General features: G+C 60.7%; 16 protein-coding genes. 7 read left to right on the top strand and 9 right to left on the bottom strand.

Annotated features, from left to right (window positions below; all coding sequences use genetic code 11):
- Positions 1–8: 8 nt before the first annotated feature.
- The 3 genes from DAAHT2_RS00685 to DAAHT2_RS00675 all read right to left on the bottom strand — a co-directional run bounded on the left by DAAHT2_RS00685 (position 9) and on the right by DAAHT2_RS00675 (position 2,539).
- Positions 9–728 carry a type 1 glutamine amidotransferase gene (locus DAAHT2_RS00685; RefSeq protein ID WP_013162373.1) on the bottom strand — a complete coding sequence of 240 codons (720 nt, stop codon included), beginning with the start codon at positions 726–728 and terminating at the stop codon, positions 9–11.
- A gap of 97 nt (positions 729–825) precedes the next feature.
- Positions 826–2,145 (bottom strand): ammonium transporter, encoded by a 1,320-nt coding sequence (locus DAAHT2_RS00680; RefSeq protein ID WP_013162372.1) that lies wholly within the window; start codon positions 2,143–2,145, stop codon positions 826–828.
- A 55-nt stretch (positions 2,146–2,200) separates the two neighbouring features.
- Positions 2,201–2,539, bottom strand: a complete 339-nt coding sequence (locus tag DAAHT2_RS00675) for a P-II family nitrogen regulator (RefSeq protein WP_013162371.1) — start codon at positions 2,537–2,539, stop codon at positions 2,201–2,203.
- Positions 2,540–3,079: 540 nt separating this feature from the next.
- Between DAAHT2_RS00675 and gdhA the strand changes: the two genes are divergently transcribed.
- From gdhA to DAAHT2_RS00645, 6 genes are all read left to right on the top strand, one after another.
- Positions 3,080–4,414 (top strand): NADP-specific glutamate dehydrogenase, encoded by a 1,335-nt coding sequence (gene gdhA / locus DAAHT2_RS00670; protein WP_013162370.1) that lies wholly within the window; start codon positions 3,080–3,082, stop codon positions 4,412–4,414.
- Between the two features lie 85 nt (positions 4,415–4,499).
- Positions 4,500–7,175, top strand: a complete 2,676-nt coding sequence (locus DAAHT2_RS00665) for a PEP/pyruvate-binding domain-containing protein (protein WP_013162369.1) — start codon at positions 4,500–4,502, stop codon at positions 7,173–7,175.
- Between the two features lie 15 nt (positions 7,176–7,190).
- Positions 7,191–8,324 (top strand): class II glutamine amidotransferase domain-containing protein, encoded by a 1,134-nt coding sequence (locus DAAHT2_RS00660; protein ID WP_013162368.1) that lies wholly within the window; start codon positions 7,191–7,193, stop codon positions 8,322–8,324.
- Positions 8,285–9,940: a glutamate synthase-related protein gene (locus DAAHT2_RS00655; RefSeq protein ID WP_013162367.1), complete on the top strand. Its 1,656-nt coding sequence runs from the start codon at positions 8,285–8,287 to the stop codon at positions 9,938–9,940. Before DAAHT2_RS00660 ends, DAAHT2_RS00655 begins: the two co-directional genes overlap by 40 nt.
- Positions 9,941–10,100: 160 nt before the next feature.
- Entirely contained in the window at positions 10,101–12,143 is a 2,043-nt protein-coding gene (locus DAAHT2_RS00650; RefSeq protein ID WP_013162366.1) for an FAD-dependent oxidoreductase, read from the top strand.
- Positions 12,143–12,322: a hypothetical protein gene (locus DAAHT2_RS00645; RefSeq protein WP_013162365.1), complete on the top strand. Its 180-nt coding sequence runs from the start codon at positions 12,143–12,145 to the stop codon at positions 12,320–12,322. The genes DAAHT2_RS00650 and DAAHT2_RS00645 overlap by 1 nt, the downstream gene beginning before the upstream one ends.
- On the opposite strand, the gene DAAHT2_RS00640 is transcribed toward DAAHT2_RS00645, so the two are convergent.
- Both DAAHT2_RS00640 and DAAHT2_RS00635 read right to left on the bottom strand, forming a co-directional pair.
- Positions 12,312–12,665 (bottom strand): DsrE family protein, encoded by a 354-nt coding sequence (locus DAAHT2_RS00640; RefSeq protein ID WP_157861378.1) that lies wholly within the window; start codon positions 12,663–12,665, stop codon positions 12,312–12,314. The two genes, DAAHT2_RS00645 and DAAHT2_RS00640, sit on opposite strands and share 11 nt — an antisense overlap.
- Before the next feature lie 28 nt (positions 12,666–12,693).
- Positions 12,694–12,894, bottom strand: coding sequence for a hypothetical protein (locus tag DAAHT2_RS00635; RefSeq protein WP_013162363.1), 201 nt, complete (start codon positions 12,892–12,894; stop codon positions 12,694–12,696).
- 247 nt (positions 12,895–13,141) lie between these two features.
- Between DAAHT2_RS00635 and msrB the strand changes: the two genes are divergently transcribed.
- Positions 13,142–14,170 (top strand): peptide-methionine (R)-S-oxide reductase MsrB, encoded by a 1,029-nt coding sequence (msrB, locus tag DAAHT2_RS00630; protein WP_013162362.1) that lies wholly within the window; start codon positions 13,142–13,144, stop codon positions 14,168–14,170.
- 54 nt (positions 14,171–14,224) lie between these two features.
- On the opposite strand, the gene DAAHT2_RS00625 is transcribed toward msrB, so the two are convergent.
- The 4 genes from DAAHT2_RS00625 to DAAHT2_RS00610 all read right to left on the bottom strand — a co-directional run bounded on the left by DAAHT2_RS00625 (position 14,225) and on the right by DAAHT2_RS00610 (position 18,635).
- Positions 14,225–14,716, bottom strand: coding sequence for a Slp family lipoprotein (locus DAAHT2_RS00625; protein ID WP_013162361.1), 492 nt, complete (start codon positions 14,714–14,716; stop codon positions 14,225–14,227).
- 106 nt (positions 14,717–14,822) lie between these two features.
- Positions 14,823–15,371: a Slp family lipoprotein gene (locus DAAHT2_RS00620; RefSeq protein WP_041719103.1), complete on the bottom strand. Its 549-nt coding sequence runs from the start codon at positions 15,369–15,371 to the stop codon at positions 14,823–14,825.
- Positions 15,372–15,666: 295 nt separating this feature from the next.
- Positions 15,667–16,542: a ChaN family lipoprotein gene (locus DAAHT2_RS00615; protein ID WP_013162359.1), complete on the bottom strand. Its 876-nt coding sequence runs from the start codon at positions 16,540–16,542 to the stop codon at positions 15,667–15,669.
- The gene (locus tag DAAHT2_RS00610) at positions 16,539–18,635 is read right to left on the bottom strand and encodes a M1 family metallopeptidase (RefSeq protein ID WP_013162358.1); all 2,097 of its coding nucleotides are present in this window, start codon (positions 18,633–18,635) and stop codon (positions 16,539–16,541) included. Before DAAHT2_RS00610 ends, DAAHT2_RS00615 begins: the two co-directional genes overlap by 4 nt.
- Between the last annotated feature and the right edge of the window lie 102 nt (positions 18,636–18,737).

Below are 18,737 nucleotides of genomic sequence, written 5' to 3'. Positions count from 1 at the left end.
GCCGGCGCTTACACCAGCATACGCAAATAATTACCCAACAGGCGCTGGAAATCGGCGGCGATTGCCGCCCGGTAGCGTCGACTCTGGGCCAGCACCCAGGAGGGGTCAACCCTCTGATCACGGAGCGAGGCCAGCCACTGACGGTCCTGCTCCAGCCATAGACCGACATCGCGGGGGTCGGCGGCGTGGTTGTCGGACTGCAACCCCAGCAGATGGGGCCGCCCGGCCACCGACAACGCCTCCACCTGGCAGTGATCCGAGGTCATCAACACCTGCAAATGACCCGGCAACGGTTCCAGCACCGTGTAACCGTGCCACTTGAAGAGCGGCAGCGGGCTTTTCATCCCGGCAAAGGCGGGGTGCTGCCGGCCGTGACTGGTCAGGTAGCCCTCGACAAACCCCACGCTGCTGCAGAAATTGGGACCCACCCGGGCGCCCAGGGCCTCGGCCAGCAGCTGATGCCCCAGGCAAATTCCTAAACAAGGCAGATCGGCAGCCACCACCCGGCGAATCACTTCCTTTTCTTCCCGCAGGTAGGGAAACTGCTTCTCCTGGTCGACATTGGCGCCACCCCCCAGAATCAGCAGGGCGTCAAAGTTCAACGGATCGGGAATCGCCTCCTGCCAGACCCTGGTGACCTGCAACCTGATTTTCAGCTTGCGGGCCGCCGCCAGCAGAAATTGCCCCGGCCCCTCCCAGGGAGCATGCTGCAAAACCAGAAAGTTCATAGCTTGAAGTCCTTTGGGCAACCCACCCGAACGGCACCGCAGCCAGCCCACTGTCTCCATGGGCTGGCTGCGGTGCCGTTCGGGTGAATCCGCCGGTTTACTTGGTGTTCATCTCAAAGCCGGCATAGGCCTCCATGCCGTGCTCGGTGATATCCAGCCCCAGCCGCTCTTCTTCCTCATCCACCCGCAGCCCGATGCTGCTTTTGATGGCGTAGAAGAGCACCATGGCGGCGCCGAAGGCCACTACCCCGTAGGCCACTACCCCCAGCAACTGGATCATCAGCGAGAACTCGGCGGCGAAGATGCCTACTGCCAGGGTGCCCCAGATGCCACAGGTAAGGTGCACCGAGATGGCGCCCACCGGGTCGTCCAGTTTTAACCGGTCCAGGGCCATGATCGAAAAGACCACCAGGGTCCCGGCCACCAGGCCGATGATTACCGCCGCCCCCACGCTCACCACGTCGGCCCCGGCGGTGATCCCCACCAGGCCGGCCAGGGCGCCGTTCAAAGCCATGGTAAGATCGGGCTTTTTGGTCACCGTCCAGGAGGCGAACATGGCGCTGACCACCCCGGCGGCAGCGGCCAGGGCCGTGGTGACAAAGACAAAGGAGACCAGACCTGGGTCGGCGGAGAGCACCGAACCACCGTTGAAGCCAAACCAGCCCAGCCAGAGGAGAAAGACCCCGATGGTGGCCAGCGGCATATTGTGGCCGGGAATGGGCCGGATCTTGCCATCGATATATTTACCCAGGCGCGGGCCCAGTACAATTACCCCGGCCAGGGCCGCCCAGCCGCCCACCGAGTGCACCAGGGTGGAACCGGCAAAGTCATAAAAGCCCATCTCATCCAGCCAGCCGCCGCCCCACTGCCAACTGCCCAGCCAGGGGTAGACAAAGGCCACGTAAAGGGTGGTAAAGACCAGGAAACTCGGCAGCTTGATCCGCTCGGCCACCGCCCCGGAAACAATGGTGGCGGCGGTGGCGGCAAACATCGCCTGGAAGATGAAATCGGTCCAGTAGGTATAGACCCCCACCCCGTCTTCAAGAATTTTCAGATCTTCCGGGGAAGTTCCCACCCCGAAGCCGGCAAAACCAAACCAGGAGCCCAAAGCGAAGCTCTCCGGGTACATCAGGTTGAAACCCACCACGGCATAGGTAAGGATGCCGATGGCGATAATGGCGGTGTTTTTATAAAGGATGTTGACGGTGTTCTTGGCCCGGGTCATCCCCGCCTCAAGGGAGGCAAAGCCCAGGTGCATCAAAAAGACCAAAAAGGTGGCCACCAGCATCCAGGTGTTGTTGGCGGTAAAGATGGCATCCCCACCGCTTACCGCCTGCTCACCGGCCCATCCGGCGACCGGCAGGGCGGTGGCAACCAGGCCGCAGACGGCGGCCGCGATGATTGATTTGCTTTTCATGACGTACTCCTTTTAAAAATATGGTTAAAAACGGTTCAGGTTATGGTCGCCGGCCTCAAATCGCCGCGCTGTCCTGTTCGCCGGTGCGGATCCGGCAGACTGATTCCACCGGCAGCACAAAGATTTTGCCATCCCCGATCTTGCCGTTGCGGGCAGCCTGGATGATGGTCTCCACCACTTGTTCGACCATTTCGCTGGCCACCACGATTTCCAGCTTGACCTTGGGGACGAAGTCCACCACATACTCGGCCCCGCGGTAGACCTCGGTGTGCCCCTTCTGGCGGCCAAAACCCTTGACCTCGGTGACCGTCATGCCATGAACGCCCAAGGCCGTGACCGCCTCCTTGACCTCATCCAGCTTGAAAGGCTTGATGATCGCTTCCACCTTTTTCATTGCTGTTCCTCCTGCTTGTACTGGTTGAATGACCTTTTGCAATCCCCTGCGACGGCTCGCAACCGGCAAGGGACCACAATGTTTGCTGTTCGCTAAGAGGGAATATCAAGAAGCGTGCCAAGATGGAGCAGCAAGCAATGTTGCCATTTATGCCATTGCTTTAACAACAAAAACAGCTTGCCGGCTAATCCGGGAAAGCGGTTTCACCCTTGACGGTTATTACAATTTTGTAATCAAAGCCACGTAACCTGGGGGCGGTTTTACATTTATGCAACCCTCTCCCCCCTACCACTGCGCACCACGGCAGCGGCTATTTTTGTCGATAATAATTTGCACTGAACCGAAAAAACTGGTAAATTCATCCGCCGCAGTTTTCCGGGGCTTCGGTGTTTTTTTTCGCTCTAATCTCAACACAGGACCGGGGCAATCCGCTACTGCCGCTGGCGCCGTTGCTGATCTGCAGGCCGACGATCTGCAAGATATTTGGGCACCGGGTTCGGTGGTCATCAAAAATTCTAAATTCTGGAGGGAAGTACGCGAATGGAAAAGGTCACCGAGTTCATGAACAAGGTCATCGAGAAGAACCCCGGGGAAAGCGAATTCCACCAGGCGGTACTGGAGGTCGTGGAAACCCTGATGCCCTTCATCGACAAGCACCCCAAGTACCAGGAAGCCAAGATCCTGGAGCGGATGGTGGAGCCCGAGCGGGTGATCATCTTCCGGGTACCCTGGGTTGATGACCGGGGCGAGGTCCAGGTCAACCGCGGCATCCGCATCCAGATGAACAGCGCCATCGGCCCTTACAAAGGCGGCCTGCGCTTCCACCCCAGCGTTAACCTGAGCATTTTGAAATTCCTGGCCTTTGAGCAGGTGTTCAAGAACAGCCTCACCACCCTGCCCATGGGCGGCGGCAAGGGCGGTTCGGACTTCGACCCCAAGGGCAAGAGCGACCAGGAAGTGATGCGCTTCTGCCAGAGCTTCATGACCGAGCTGTGCAAGCACATCGGGGCCGAAACCGACGTACCCGCCGGTGATATCGGCGTCGGCGCCCGCGAGATCGGCTTCATGTACGGCCAGTACCGGCGGATCACCAATGAATTCACCGGCGTGCTCACCGGCAAGAGCCGCAACTGGGGCGGCAGCCTGATCCGGCCCGAGGCCACCGGCTACGGCGCGGTTTACTTCGCCGAGGAGATGTTCAAGGTGCGGGGCACCTCCCTGGACGGCAAAACCTGCGTGGTTTCCGGCTCCGGCAACGTGGCCCAGTACACCATTGAAAAGGTCAACGAGCTGGGCGGCAAGTGCGTCACCCTCTCCGACTCCGGCGGTTTTGTCCATGACCCGGCAGGGATCGACGCCGACAAGCTGGCCTACGTCATGGAACTGAAGAACGTCAAGCGGGGCCGGATTTCCGAGTACGCGGAAAAATACGACTGCAAATACTACTCCGGCGAGCGCCCCTGGGGGATTCCCTGCGACGCCGCCTTCCCCAGCGCCACCCAGAACGAGATCGACGCCAACGACGCCGAAACCCTGGTCAAGAACGGCTGCGTCTGCGTTTCGGAAGGGGCCAACATGCCCTCCACCAGCGACGCGGTGCGGGTTTTCCAGAAGGCCAGGATCATGTACGGCCCCGGCAAGGCGGCCAACGCCGGCGGGGTGGCCACCAGCGGCCTGGAGATGAGCCAGAACAGCCTCAAGCTTTCCTGGACCCGGGACGAAGTGGAAGGCCGGCTCAAGCAGATCATGGAAGGCATCCACGAATCCTGCTACAAGTTCGGCAAAGAAGGCGACTATGTCAATTACGTCAAGGGCGCCAACATCGCCGGCTTTGTCAAGGTGGCCGATGCGATGATCGAGCAGGGTGTTATTTGATCGGAGTTATGTAAATGGTTGCGGGTTGCCCGGCGGATTTGCCGCCGGGCCGCCTTGCCGCCCGGTCCTTTTGGACATGTTTTAAATGTCATACAATTACAGCCATCTATCCACCGGTATCCGGGGTCTGGACCGCGTCATCAAAGGGGTGATGCCGGGGGATAATATTGTCTGGCAGGTCCGGGAGATCGACGACTACCGCTATTTCGTACAACGTTACGCCAAGTTCGCCGATCTCAAAAACCAGCGCCTGGTATATTTTCGCTACGCCTCCCACCCTCCCCTGCTGGACCCCGAAGAATTCCCCGCCGCCGAAATTCATCACCCCGACCCCGAAGAGGGTTTCGAACCCTTCATCACCCAGATTCACGAGACCATCAAGCAACACGGCCGGGGCGGCTACTACGTCTTCGATTCATTAAGCGACTTGGCCAACGCCTGGTACAGCGACCGGATGCTGGGCAACTTCTTCATGCTAACCTGCCCCTATCTGCTGGACATGGAGGCCCTGGCCTTTTTTGCCCTGCTGCGGGACCAGCACTCATACAGCGCCCTGACCCCGGTGCATGAAACAGCCCAGGTGATTTTTGATATCTACAAGAGCCGGGACAATATTTACGTCCACCCCCTCAAGGCTCAGCAGCGTTACTCCGCCACCATGTACATGCTGCACGCCATGCGGGAGAACGAGTTCGTGCCGGTGACCAACAGCGCGCTGAACTCCGAGATCCTGGCCTTCACCCCCTTTCACAGCACCGACCACGCCTTTGAGGAGCGGGACCGCTGGAACCGCTATTTCCAGGAGGCGGCCCTGGCGGTGCAACAAAGCAGGGAAGTTGAAATCGACCCGGAAACCCGGCAACGTCACCTGCGGCGCCTGCTGGAAATGGTGGTCACCCGCAGTGAGCGAATGCAGGAGCTGGCCGCCCGTTACCTGGAGATCGAAAACCTGCTGGAGATTGGCAAGCGGATGATCGGCACCGGCCTGATCGGCGGCAAGGCCACCGGCATGCTGCTCTCCCGGGCCATTTTGCAAAAAGACGCGCCGGAGTTGAGAGACGTGGTGGAGGTGCATGACTCCTTTTACGTCGGCTCCGATGTCTTTTACACCTACATGGTGATCAACGGCTGCTGGTGGATCCGCCGTCAGCAAAAGGACACCGAGACTCTGCTGGGGGTGGCCGAGTACGCCCGACGGGTGATCTTAACCGGCCATTTCCCCGAGGATATCGTCAGAAAACTTTCCGACATGCTGGACTACTTCGGCCAGTCGCCGATCATCGTCCGCTCCTCAAGCCTGCTGGAAGACAACTACGGCAACGCCTTTTCCGGCAAGTACGAGTCGGTCTTCTGCCCCAACCAGGGTTCCAGCCAGCGGCGGCTGGAGAATCTGCTCACCGCCATCAAGCTGGTCTACGCCTCCACCCTGAGCGAAAAGGCCCTGCACTACCGGGAGCAGATGGGGATTTTGGACAAAGACGAACAGATGTCGCTGCTGATCCAGCGGGTAAGCGGCGATCTGCACGGCAATTACTTTTTTCCCGCCGTGGGCGGGGTTGGTTACTCTTACAACCCTTACGCCTGGCACCCGGAGATCAAGCCCGAATCCGGCTTAATCCGCATTGTTTACGGCATGGGCACCCGGGCGGTGGATCGGGCCGACGACGACTACACCCGCATCGCCGCCCTGAGCGCCCCGGACAAGCGGCCGGAGTCGAGCATTGACGAGTTGCGCAAGTTCGCCCAGAAACGGGTGGACGCCATTGATCTTACCGCCAACCGCTTGCTGCCGGTGGACTTTGACGAAATCGCCAAATACAGCCCCCCCCAGGAGTTGCGCCTGGCCGCTTCCCAGGATCCCCAGACCAACGCGCCTTACATCAGCTTCAACGGGTTGTTCAAAAACACCCCTTTTGTGGCGCACATGCAAAAGCTGCTCGGCACCCTGGACAGCGCCTACCAGTACCCGGTGGATATCGAGTTCACCCTGAATTTCACCGGCGAGGAAGGCTGCCGCAGCCTGGCCGCCTCCCAGGATAGCCGGGGGGAAGAGGTGATGGCCTGCGACCCGGCGGCCAACTACCGGATCAACCTGGTCCAATGCCGCCCCTTTGAAGTCCGCAAAAGTGAAGAGGTGAGCCTGGATTTCGCCGAAGATAAAGACAAGCAGGTGCTGCTGGCCGCCCGCCAGGGCACGGTGATCGGCCGCAGCCGGGCCCTGAACCCCCGCCGCCTGGTGCTGGTTTCGCCGGACCACTACGGCGCCCTGCCGGTGAGCCAGAAGCATCTGGCGGCCCGGGCCATCGGCAAGATCATGAAAGTCACCCCGGAAGAGCTGCCGGCGGTGCTCGTCGGCCCCGGACGCTGGGGCACCACCACCGTGTCGCTGGGGATTCCGGTCACCTTTTCCGAGATTTGCCAGGCCGCCTGTGTTATTGAAGTGGTTGCCATGCACGAAGGGCTGATCCCCGACGTCTCGCTGGGTACCCATTTTTTCAACGACCTGGTGGAATTCGACATCATGTACCTGGCCTTCTACCCCGGCAAAGAGGGCAGCGAACTCAACCGGGAACTGCTGGCCGGTTTTCGCAACCGCTACCTCGACCTGGTGCCCGAGCCGGAGTACCGCGCCCTGGCCGAGATCATCACGGTGGTGGATTTTTCCCGTGACGAGCTGGTGCTGGCCGCCGACATCGTGGGGCAGAGTTACCAGCTCTACCGCGTTCCCGCAGGCAAAGAGGATTTCGACAATGTTCCATGATTGCAGGAGTAACCCATGTGCCGCTTAAGCGCCATCGCCGCCGGCGAATATTTTTCCGTCATGGAGAACATCCTGGCCCTGGACACCATGAAGGAGGGCCATGACGGCTCGGGCCTGGGCGTGACCTTGCAGAACCTGGGCGGCGAATTTGAGCATCTCAAGGAATACCCCATTTTGTCCGGCATCTGCACCGATGCCGGGCGCCGCAAGATCGACGACTACATGGAATCGCTGGGCTTCAAGGTCAAGTTCATGTGGGAGCCGCGGATTAAGGAGGGGCCGGGGATCAACGTCAAAAAGCGGGGCCACTACCTGGCCACCGCCTACCAGTACCCGGATCATTACCTGGACCGGCCCCAGGCGGAAAAAGAGGAGCTGCTCACCCGCACCCGCCTGGAGCTGCGCCGCCAGGGGGCCGGTGACGACTCCCTCTATGTTTTCTCCTTCTGGCCCGATGTCATCACCTTGAAGGAAGTGGGCGACCCGCTGGAGGTGGGGCTCTTTTTCGGCTTCGACACCCACCCCCTTACCGCCAAGGTGATCCTGGCCCAGGGGCGGCAGAACACCAATTACGCCATCCAGCTCTACGCCTGCCACCCCTTCTTCCTGCAGGGCTACTGCACCATGACCAACGGCGAGAACACCGCCTTTATCCCCAACCGGGATTACCTCACCGGCCGCGAGGTGGAGGGCTATACCGGCTACAGTTCCGACTCCGAGGTTTTTTGTCATACCCTGCATTACGTACACCATCAGCTTAAATACCCCCTGACTTACTATAAGGATGTCATCACCCCCATCCAGGACGGTGAACTGGCGGGGCGCCAAGATGGCCAGGTGCTGGGGCTGCTGAAGCGTTCCCTGCGCCAGTTATGCATCGACGGGCCCAACTGCATCATCGGTTTCCTGCCCGACGGCACCATCTTTTTAACCCAGGATTCTAAGAAATTGCGGCCCGGCATTGTCGGCGGCGTTCCCGGCAAATACGGCCTGATGAGTGAAGAGTGCGGCCTGGAGCAAGTGCTGCCCCAGCGCCGGCGTGAAAACGATATAATTCCCATGCGCGCCGATATGGTGATCATCCCCCCCGGTGCGCAGGAGGTTAAGGTATGGAATCAGCTCAACGGCTCGATCACAACTCCGAACTGACCCTGCTGGAGTTTCCCTTTATTATCCGCTGGCGCGAGGATCGCTGCAGCCGCTGCGGCCGCTGCACCGCGGTCTGCCCTACCCGGGCCATCGAGGCCTCGGTGATGGCCCGGCGTTTGGTCGATTCCGAAGGCTCTACCCCGCTGCCCCGCACCATCCGGCGGGTCAGCCAGGTGATCCGCCAGGTCAACGATATCGACCGCCATTGCGTGGGGTGCGGCACCTGCAGCCTGGTCTGCCCCAACATGGCCATCATGCCGGAGTACAACCCCAACCACAAATTTCTCTTTCACAAAAACCGGGGCGGCGTTCCTTACGCCCGGGGCGGGCGGCGCAACGATCCGGCCACCTCCACCCTGGACAAGCTGAAATTCACCCGGATCTCCATGCTCACCGACCCGTCGCTGGATGCCGGCCGGCACGAATTTCACATCCGCACCCTGATGGGCCGCATCCTGCCCGCCGAACAGCTTCCCATACAGCGCGACGGCGAGTTGCTGCAGCTTGCCCCCGGCGGTTTCATCCCGCCGGTGCGGGAAATCTTTCCCATTCGCATCGGCGGCATGTCCATCGGCGCGCTCTCCCCGCCCATGTGGGAAGGGCTGGCCATGGGGGTAGCCTATCTGAACGAAGTGGAAAATATCCCGGTGGTGATGTGCTCCGGCGAAGGGGGCCTGCCGCCCAGGCTGCTCAAGTCCCGCTACCTGAAATATTTTATTCCCCAGATCGCCTCGGGCTACTTCGGCTGGGACGAGATTATCCACGCCCTGCCGGAGATGATCGAAGAGCCGGCGGCCATCGAGATCAAGTACGGCCAGGGGGCCAAGCCGGGCGATGGCGGCCTGCTGATGGCCTACAAGGTGCTCAAGTTGATCGCCAAGATCCGCGGGGTGCCCATGTACGTCGATCTGGCCTCGCCGCCGACCCATCAAACCAAGTACTCCATTGAGGAGGCGGTGGCCAAGATGATCCAGTCGGTGAGCATGGCCTGGGGCTTTAGGGTGCCGGTCTACCCGAAAATCTCCGGCACCAAGACGGCCCTGGCGGTGCTCAACAACCTGGCCCGCAACCCTTACGCGGCGGCGCTGACCATCGACGGCGAGGACGGCGCCACCGGCGCGGCCTACAACGTGTCGATGGACAAGATGGGCCACCCCATTGCCAGTAACCTGCGGGATTGCTATCTGGAGCTGGTTAAATCCGGTAAGCAGAACGAGTTGCCGCTCTTTGCCGCCGGCGGGGTGGGCAAGGAGGCCAATCTGGCGGCCAACGCCGCCTCCCTGATCCTGCTGGGCGCCTCCGGGGTGGATATCGGCAAGTACATCATGCAGGCGGCGGCGGAGTGTTACGGCGATGAACGCAACCGCTGCAACCTCTGCAACCTGGGCCGCTGCCCCCGCGGCATCACCACCCAGGACCCCCGCCTGTACCGGCGGCTGGACGCCGACCGGGTGGCCGAACGGGTGGTGGACGTGTTCAAGACAGCGGAGGTGGAGCTGAAAAAGATCTTCGCCCCCATGGGGCGCAGCACCCAGTTGCCCATCGGCATGTCCGACGGCCTGGGGGTAGGCGACCAGGCCATCGCCGATCGTTTATCAATCAGCTACGTCTGCTAGGAAAACGTCCAGCAGCACCGCACCTTGCGGCGATCGGCCCGGCTTGCGTACCTGGGGTACGCGGCGCCGGTCCGCTTGCCGCAATCTGCGGCACTGCTGAACGTTTTCCGAGGGTGCAGTTAATTTACAGAATTTGACAACCAACATAACGAGACGAGTTATGAAAATTGTTGGCAGTATAGATGGCAAGCGGGTTTCTTCCCGGGAGTTGGAAGAGCGGGTGCAGGCCGCGGTTAATGGCGGTGCCCATGAACTGGAGATCGAGGCCCGGGGCCAGCACGGCATCGGCGGGCGGATCTGGCCCAAGCATGCCCCGGTTAAGCTCCGGGTGCAGGGTCCCATCGGGCAGCGGCTGGGGGCCATGGGGATGATGGGCACCGAGATCGTGGCCGAGGGCGGCGCTTCCGATGACGTGGGATGGCTCAACTGTGGCGCCAAGATTACCGTGCTGGGGGATGTCACCAACGGTGCCCACAATGCCGGCGCCCAGGGGGTGCTGTACGTGCAGGGCGGCGGCGGGGCGCGGTGCGACACCATGACCAAACACAATCCCCGTTTCGAGCCCCTGCAGTCCTGGTATTTCCGTGATGTGGGCGATTCCTTCGCCGAATTCAAGGCCGGCGGCATTGCCGTGGTCTGCGGGGTCAACCCCCGGCATCCGGAAAATGTGCTGGGCTATCGCCCCTGCGTGGGGATGGTGGGCGGGGTGGTCTATTTTCGCGGCAACACCAAAGGCTACAGCGAAAAAGACGTGCAGCTGCTGGAGTTGACCGAGGCCGACTGGCAATGGCTGACTGACCACATCAAACCCTATCTGGCGGCCATTGATCGGCTGGACTACCTGCCCGAGCTTACCAAGTCCGCCGCCGACTGGCACAAGCTGATCGCTTACACCCCGGCAGAGAAGAAACAGCGCAGCAGCCACCGCCTGGCCACCTGGGAATTCCGCCGCAGCCAGTGGGAACCGGCGGTGGGTAAAGGGGGCATTTTCGGCGATATGATCGAGCGGCCCTTCACCCTGCTGCCCTTCATCACCACCGGCCAGGAGCGGCGCTTCAAGCCGGTGTGGAACAACGAAAAGCAACTGCCCCCCTGCGTGGCAGTCTGCCCTTCCGATATCCCCTCCCACCGCCGTTTTCAGCTCCTGCGCCAGGGCAAGCGGCAGGAGGCCCTGGACCTGGTGCTGCAGTACAGCCCCCTGGCGGCCACGGTCTGCGGCGAGCTTTGCCCCAATATCTGCATGAAGGCCTGCAGCCGCAAGGTGGTGGATCAGCCCCTGGACATCAAGGGCCTGGGCCGAGCCAGCCGCAACCTGACCTTACCCAAGCCGGCGACGGCCAGTGGTAAGCAGGTGGCGGTGATCGGCGGCGGTCCTGCCGGGCTGTCGGCAACCTGGCAGTTATGGCTCAAGGGCCACCGGGTGACCCTGTATGAAGCCGGCTCCCGCTTGGGCGGACGGCTCTGGCAGAGTGTGGAACAGGGCAAGGTGGCCGCCGACATCCTGGAAGAGGACCTGGGCCGGATCAGCGCCGGCGGCATGACCATCCACCTGGACACCACCGTGGACGCCGACCGCTTTAAGAGCCTGCGGCAGGAACATGACGGCATCATCATCGCCTGCGGCGCCCAGGACAAGGAGGGTACGGGACTGGCCTTTGTCGGCCCGGAAATTCACCACCAACAGGGCAAGATCAAAACCAACCAGCATGGCCAGACCGACGAGCTGAAGGTCTTTGCCGCCGGCGACGTGGTCAGCCGCGGCCTGCCCACCCACCTCATCGGTAGTGGTCGCCGGGCCGCCTTGGCCTTGAATGCCCTGCTCACCGACAGCCAGTATCACCCGGAAAGCCGCCCCACCATTCCCTACGCCGGGCTGAAGCTGGAATATTTCGCCTTCCAGCGCGGCGAATGCACCACCGCCGACGGCCGGGGGAGCGGCAATGGCAACCCCATCATCGGCCCCGTCATCCCCACCGCTCCCCCCGCCGCCACCCCGGAAAGCGAGGCCATACGCTGTGTCTCCTGCGGACTTTGCCGGGACTGTCACATCTGTGAAAACACCTGCCACTACGGCGCCATCTCCCGCCGGGATCTGGGCGAGGGCGAGTTCGAGTACGTGGTGGACCCGGACCGCTGCATCGGCTGCGGCTTCTGCGCCGGCACCTGCCCCTGCGGGATCTGGGAAATGGAAGAAAATATCTGATGCTAAACGAAGAATACCTGCGGGAACTGGAACAGTACATCGCCTCGGGCCGAATGGAGCAGGAGTTTGCCTGCGCCCCGGAGCAGCAGCGGCTCACAATGCTCGACCAACTGGAAAAACTGATGGATGTGGCCGAACTGGCCGACCAGGCGGTCACCCGGATTATCTTTAAAAAGTGATCACCCGATAGCCTTCCTTCAAGTAGTGGGCCATGGAAGGGTGCCCGGCAATATGGCCCACCAGTGGCAACCCTTCGGCCTCCACCTCGGCGGTAACCTCCATTTTGGCCGAGCAGGCCTTGCAGACCGCCACGATCAACCCCTTTTCCCGTACCTGGCGGTAAAAGGCGTTGAGAAAATGCTCCGGCCGGCTGATCTGCCCCACCAGCTTAACCGCCTCCCCCTCAATGACAATCCACCCTCCAAGCTCCTGCTCATGCAGGTCCAGGGCGTTTAACAGCACGTGGACAAAACAGAGGGGATCACCGCGAAAGGCAAACAGGATCTGTTTTTCAGCCATCATAACTCTCCCTTGATTAAGCCGCCTCTCATCACTGAGATTCGTCATCCACCAGATAATCTTTCAGTTTATCCAGCATGGAATCCGGCACTTCCTGATCAAAAATAAAGGCCTGGGCCTCCTCGCCGGTGATCTGCTCCTTGATCTCCTGGGGAAGCTGGCGCAAAAAGGCCACTTTCTGCGGATTGGGCTTGGCCTTGGGGGTGGCCTTGGGGATGGGTTGATCAGTCATGGCAAACCTCAAACGTTGTTAAAAATCTCCCGGCCGATGCCGTCCCGGCTCAATGCAACACGAGCAACCAGGTAAGAAACCTCTTTAATAAAGGCTATACAATGCGACCCTGGGCGGCAAGCAAAAACATTAAATAGCGGACCACCAAACTCCTTTATCACGGCCCTCTTGTGGTAGCAGGATTAATGCTTAAATTCACAAGACAGACCGGACACAAAGATTAAACTTCCACCACAAGAGGCCGGCTATGCAGCTACTGTTCATTGTCTTGCTTATTTCATTGGTATTCGTAAGCACGCTGGCCCTGGCCGGCGGGCGGACGGCAACGGCCCCAGGCCGGGCTATTTTGGCCGGGGGCTGTTTCTGGTGCCTTGAAAAACCTTTTGCTCAACAGGCCGGAGTGCTGGCGGTGACCGCCGGCTATACCGGCGGGCAGAGCCCAGACCCGACCTATGAGGATTATGCCGCCGGCGGTCATCTCGAGGCGGTGGAAATCATCTTCGACCCCCAGGTAATCTCTTACCGGCAACTGCTGGATATCTTCTGGCGCCAGATCGACCCCACCGACCCCGACGGCCAGTTTGCCGACCGGGGGCGGGGCTACTCAACGGCCATTTTTTACCATGATGAAGAGCAACGCCGCCAGGCGGAAGAATCCAAGCGGGAACTGGCCCGGCAGGGCATCTTTAGCCGGCCTCTGGTGACGGCCATTCTCCCCGCTGGCCCCTTTTACCCGGCCGAAGAGTATCACCAGGCTTATTATCGTAAAAACCCCCGCCACTACCAGGCCTACCGTATCGGCTCCGGCCGGGAGGGATTTCTGGCCCGCATCTGGGGTCGCGAAAGGGAAACCAACGAGAAGGATAACTTGCGGGACCGGCTCACCCCGTTGCAATACCATGTCACCCAGGAGGATGGCACCGAGCCAGCTTTCAACAATAAATACTGGGATAATAAACGGGAGGGGATCTACGTCGACATCGTCTCCGGCGAACCGCTGTTCAGTTCAAAAGACAAATACGATTCCGGCACCGGCTGGCCCAGCTTCAGCCGCCCGCTGGTGCCGGAAAACATTGTTGAGCACCATGATCGCCGACTCTTCCAGGTCCGCACCGAAGTACGCAGCCGTCGGGGCGACTCCCATCTGGGCCACGTCTTCCCCGACGGGCCACCCCCCACCGGCCTTCGCTACTGCATCAACTCCGCCGCCCTGCGCTTTGTCCCCAAAGATGAGTTGGCGGCTCAGGGTTACGCCGAGTTCAGCGATGATCTCTAATCAGGTGCTCTCGCTGACCGCAAATGGGTTGCGGATAATGTAAAAGGCCAGGGCCTACCGGCCAAAGATTACGCCAATGCCGATTTGAAAACGGGTCCGCTCGGGTTCACGCCGGGCGGGCGGCCACAGATGAAGGTCGCTGGCCTCCACCACGGGGTAGGTATAAGGTGCTTCACCCACTCGCCCTTGCTTGGGCGCAGCCAGAACGCCCTTAACGGTAACCCTCCGGCCGGATGCAAAATCCAACTCTTCCAGGTAGCCAGCCTGACGCAGCAGAAATCGCCCCTGGGGCGTACGATCGGCAAGGGGGCGCTGGGCGCGGTCGAGGGGATAGCTCAACACCTCGATCTCAGTGTAATCGGGCAGATTATGGGTGGCCACGATGAGCCCTCCCCACAACACTTCGGTGCCCCGGTAAGGCTCCGGATTAGCGGACACCATCGCCGGCATCAGGTCCAGCGCCACCGGGCCGGTGTCATAGCGGGGCCCGGTGGCGCAGCCGGCCAGCAGGATAGGCAACAATAACATCAGAGCTAATTGGCGCATGCAAATTCTCCTTGTGACCAACAATGGCCCCCGGCGATTCCCGGCCACTTCGGCCACCGGGCCTCCACCGCCCGCTTGCGGTCCGGCATCGGGACAGAACCGCTCATCATCGATGGCGCGGCCTGAAAAACGGGGAGTGTCGGGGAAACCATGGGTCATACCAGGGGTCGTACCACCAGGGGTCGTAGTGGAAGGGATAGTAGTGCGGGTATGGGTGATAGGGATCACGAACAGGTTCGTGAACGGGCCACAAGTATTTTACCTCCACGTCCACCAGCACGTAAGGATACTCAAACTCTCCCACCGCAAGATGCTTGATCCCCGCCACCCGGCCACTTACCGTCAACTCCCGGCCGGGCTTAAATATCTCCGGATCGACAAAACCCGGCACCCGGGCCAGGAAGCGACCGTAGCCAGCATCCGTATCCCTGGGCCGACCGTTGCGGCCCAAGGGGCGAGACACCACATGGATCAGGGCGTGGTCGATCCGGTTTTCCACTGTGGCAATGCCGCCGCCCCAGCGGATGGTTGCCTCCTCGAAGCGCAGGGGGGCTGCACGGACTTCTTCCGGGGTCGGATCCAAGACCGGGGCTTGACGAATCGGGGCCGGAACCTGAGTGGCGCAGCCAGCCAGCCACAGGCCGGCTGGCACCATAAACAGTAAACCAAGAAGTGCTCTAAGGGGTTTCATTATTGTATTAGCCTCCCTCCGCGGGGGAACGGATGTCAAACTGTTTATGCTCGCCGTCCAACATTTGCTAATGGTTTTCAAAAGTTATCATATTTCGCTGTCGTTAATTGCTGCGGGGAGTGTCAACAGCAAATTCTGGCAGGCAAAGGCTATTCAACACCTCGCTGCAGCTCATCGACTTTTAATAAGGTTTGCTCGATAAGGGATTGCCTGTCCAGCTTTTCCTGATGCCTCCTGGTTGACGTTTTCCTTGAGCGCTTTATTGGGTAGAGACTTGCCAGCCGTCTGGTCCGTAATCAAGCCACAGGTAGTCGGCATCGGCACTGGATGCGCTGCGGCGGTTGATGCGCCCCGGGAGCTCCGGCAGCAGCACCCGGTAATCGACCTCCACCAGGTTGTCAAGTTGGGTGGGAATGCCGTACTTCCAGGAATGACCACTGCCGGCCAGGACCACCACCGTGTGGTCGGGATGTTCTTCCAGGAAGGCCAGAAGATTGTTGGCCATGGCCGCATCCCATAGCAGTTGCGCTTCGCAGAAGCGGGTGAAGCTTCTGTCTTCTCCGTGGTTATGCATGTTTAGGGCCCTGCGGATGAATTGTTTGTAGGCTGGATCCACGATACAGGCAAACCCTTCCAGGTTCATGTCCCGCAGTTGTTCCTGGTCGAGACTGGCAAATCCGTGACGCGCCACCTGGCGGGTGATCTCTCGCGGAATGTTGAGGCCGAGCATCGGCACCCCCTCTTCACGGGCGTACATGAATATGGGCCGATAGAGAGGCCACATGCTCCAGTTCCGATGATAAACCGGCAGGAAGTTGTCTTCGGGCATTTCTCCCGCGATCCATTGGTCCAAGGCGTCCTGGTAACCTGCTTGAAACATCTCCAGGCCGATGGCAACAGGCCTGCCGCGTTCCTGCAAGGCGCGGATGATTTCAAGCTGCATGCGATGATGGCCTTCGTGGTCGTGCAATTCACCGATGAAAACGACCCGTGCGTTCTCGAGGTCGGTGATGAGGTCTTCAAAGGGGATTTCCTGACTGCTGGACAGATCGAGGATATGGGGGTGCGTCCAGGCATTACCGGCACAGACCCAAAAAGCAATCGTCAGCGAGGCGATCAAAGCACCTGTTTTCATGGGGCTGCCTCCAAAAAATTGAAGTTGCGAATGAGCGGCGACTCACGAATATCCCAAGTGCCGCGGGCACGGTTTTCCCCCTGGTCGAAGATCAAATAGCTGTCGCGTCCGTAGTGAGGAATCCGCCGTGCGGCATCGCTGGCGGATTCGGGCGAATTGGGGATGAAATAAGCCCAGTGGGTATCGGGTGCATCACGGGGCGTGACCGCGGCAAAAAGCGCGGCTTGGGCGCCGTCGAAACGTTGGCCCGCAAAGGCGAAGCCCTCTCGGTCGACGCTCAGCTCCGTGCCGTCAAACAGAGGGTCGGCGAAGCGGCGCGGTAATCCCAGAAACAGCACATCGTGTTCGACCAACTGCTCGGGGCAAACCTCGCCTTCCTCGAAGATCCGCACGTCTTGCTGCCGCAAAGCCTGCAGGATCAGGCGGGCCGCTTCGGCGGTGGGGGCCGGCAGATCCTCGGCCAGCACCGCCAGCAGTCTTCCAGAACCACGAATACTGTTGACCGAGGCGGGAATTTCGGTGGGATGGAGACGGCGAAAAAGATGGGCATCGGGATCGACCAGCAGCCGCCTGGGCGCATCGGCAACAGTCATGGTAAAGTGGGTTTCGTGGTCATCCAGGGTGATCCACTGGACCACGGACTCACCCTCGGTTTCCAGAGTCAGAGGCAGTTGCAGCACAAAGGGGGGCTCCTGCTGGCTCAGTCGTCCGCTGAGGTGCCATTGATCTTTGTCGCGCCGCACCTGGACATCCTCCAGGGAGAGGATCGGAGCGCCCGGGCGTCGCACCCATTGCTCGAAAAATGGTCCCAGGTCGGTGTCACCCAAGCGGGAATAGAGGCTGGCGAAGTCATCCCAGTTTACCCGGTCGAACAGGCGCGTTTCAGCCATCTCGCGCAGGCCGCCCCAGAAGATCTCCTCGCCGACTTTATGGCGCAGCATGTGAAAGATCATCGCTGCCTTACCGTAGCCCACCGCCTGGCTCGGGCGGTCGGTGCGCCGTAGAAAGCGGGCCAGGGGAAAATCAAGCTCCGGGGGGACCAGGGCGGCATAATCACGCAGGATTCGCAGGCGGTAATCCCGGGCCTGCTCGGCGGAACTGCGTTCCAGGTAGAGATAATCGGCCACATAGGTGGTGAGCCCTTCCGACCAATTACCTTGGGCGATGTCGACTCGCACCCCGTTGCCCCACCAGGAATGGGCGATTTCATGGCCCAGGCTGGTTTCGAGGATGAAGGGCAGGCGAATCACCCTGCTGCCGAGCAGCGTCCAAGAGGGAAAACCGTAGCCTGTCGGAAAGAAATTTTCCACCACCGCGAATTTTTCAAAAGGGTAAGTCCCGAACAACTCCTGGTAAAGTTCCAGGTACTCGCGGGTGGCTTCCAGGTAGTTTGCCGCCAGATCCTGGCTGTGCGGATAGAAATAGGTGCTGACGGGGATCTCGCCGACTTGAATGGAGCGCACCTCGTAAGGACCGGCGGAGACGGTCAGGTTGGTCAGGGGAATGTGCTCCTCCCAGACCGAGCGGCTGTATTCAGCGGTGGTGGTCTGCTCGACGAGCCGCCCGGCGGTGACCGCCAGGTATCCCGGCGGAGCCGTCACGCTCAGCTGCCAGGTGGCCTTACCCAGGCGCGGATCGGGATACCAGCCGCTGCCCCCGGAGAGAAAGGTTCCCTGCTCGGAGATGGCCGCCGCCACCCCGAAACTCGGATCCTCGGTCATGACGGGATCCTGCGGTGGCTGGTCAGTGAAGCGTCCCGCGTAATGGATCGCCAGGGTAACCGATCGCCCGCGCACCTCGGTGGGCAACCTGATGTCGAGTATGCCGCCGGTGAAGTTGTGGGGCAAGGATGCGCCGTTGAGTGCAACCTCACTCACCCGCGCCTGGGGCGACAGGAACAGCCGCGCCGAAGCCCCCGCCTGCGGCAGGGTCAGCTGACTGACGGCCTCCAGCCGCCCCTGGGCAGGAAACAGCTCCAGCTCCAGATCATGATGGACAGTCGGGTCGCCCACCGCCTCGGCCACCGGCTGCCACAGGATTGCCACTGTCAGACCGATGGTCGCCATTAATATGGTTAATTTCATCAGTTTCATAGGCTTTATGACACCTTACGGGCCCTTGCAAGTTTTGTCGATCCGGCCCTCACTTTTTAGCATTGACAGCACCTTAGCCGGGAAAAGTTCGGCCAGCGGGGC

The sequence above is a fragment of the Desulfurivibrio alkaliphilus AHT 2 genome (genome assembly GCF_000092205.1).
GTDB classification, from domain to species: domain Bacteria; phylum Desulfobacterota; class Desulfobulbia; order Desulfobulbales; family Desulfurivibrionaceae; genus Desulfurivibrio; species Desulfurivibrio alkaliphilus.
This window is presented reverse-complemented; position numbering and strand designations above follow the sequence as displayed.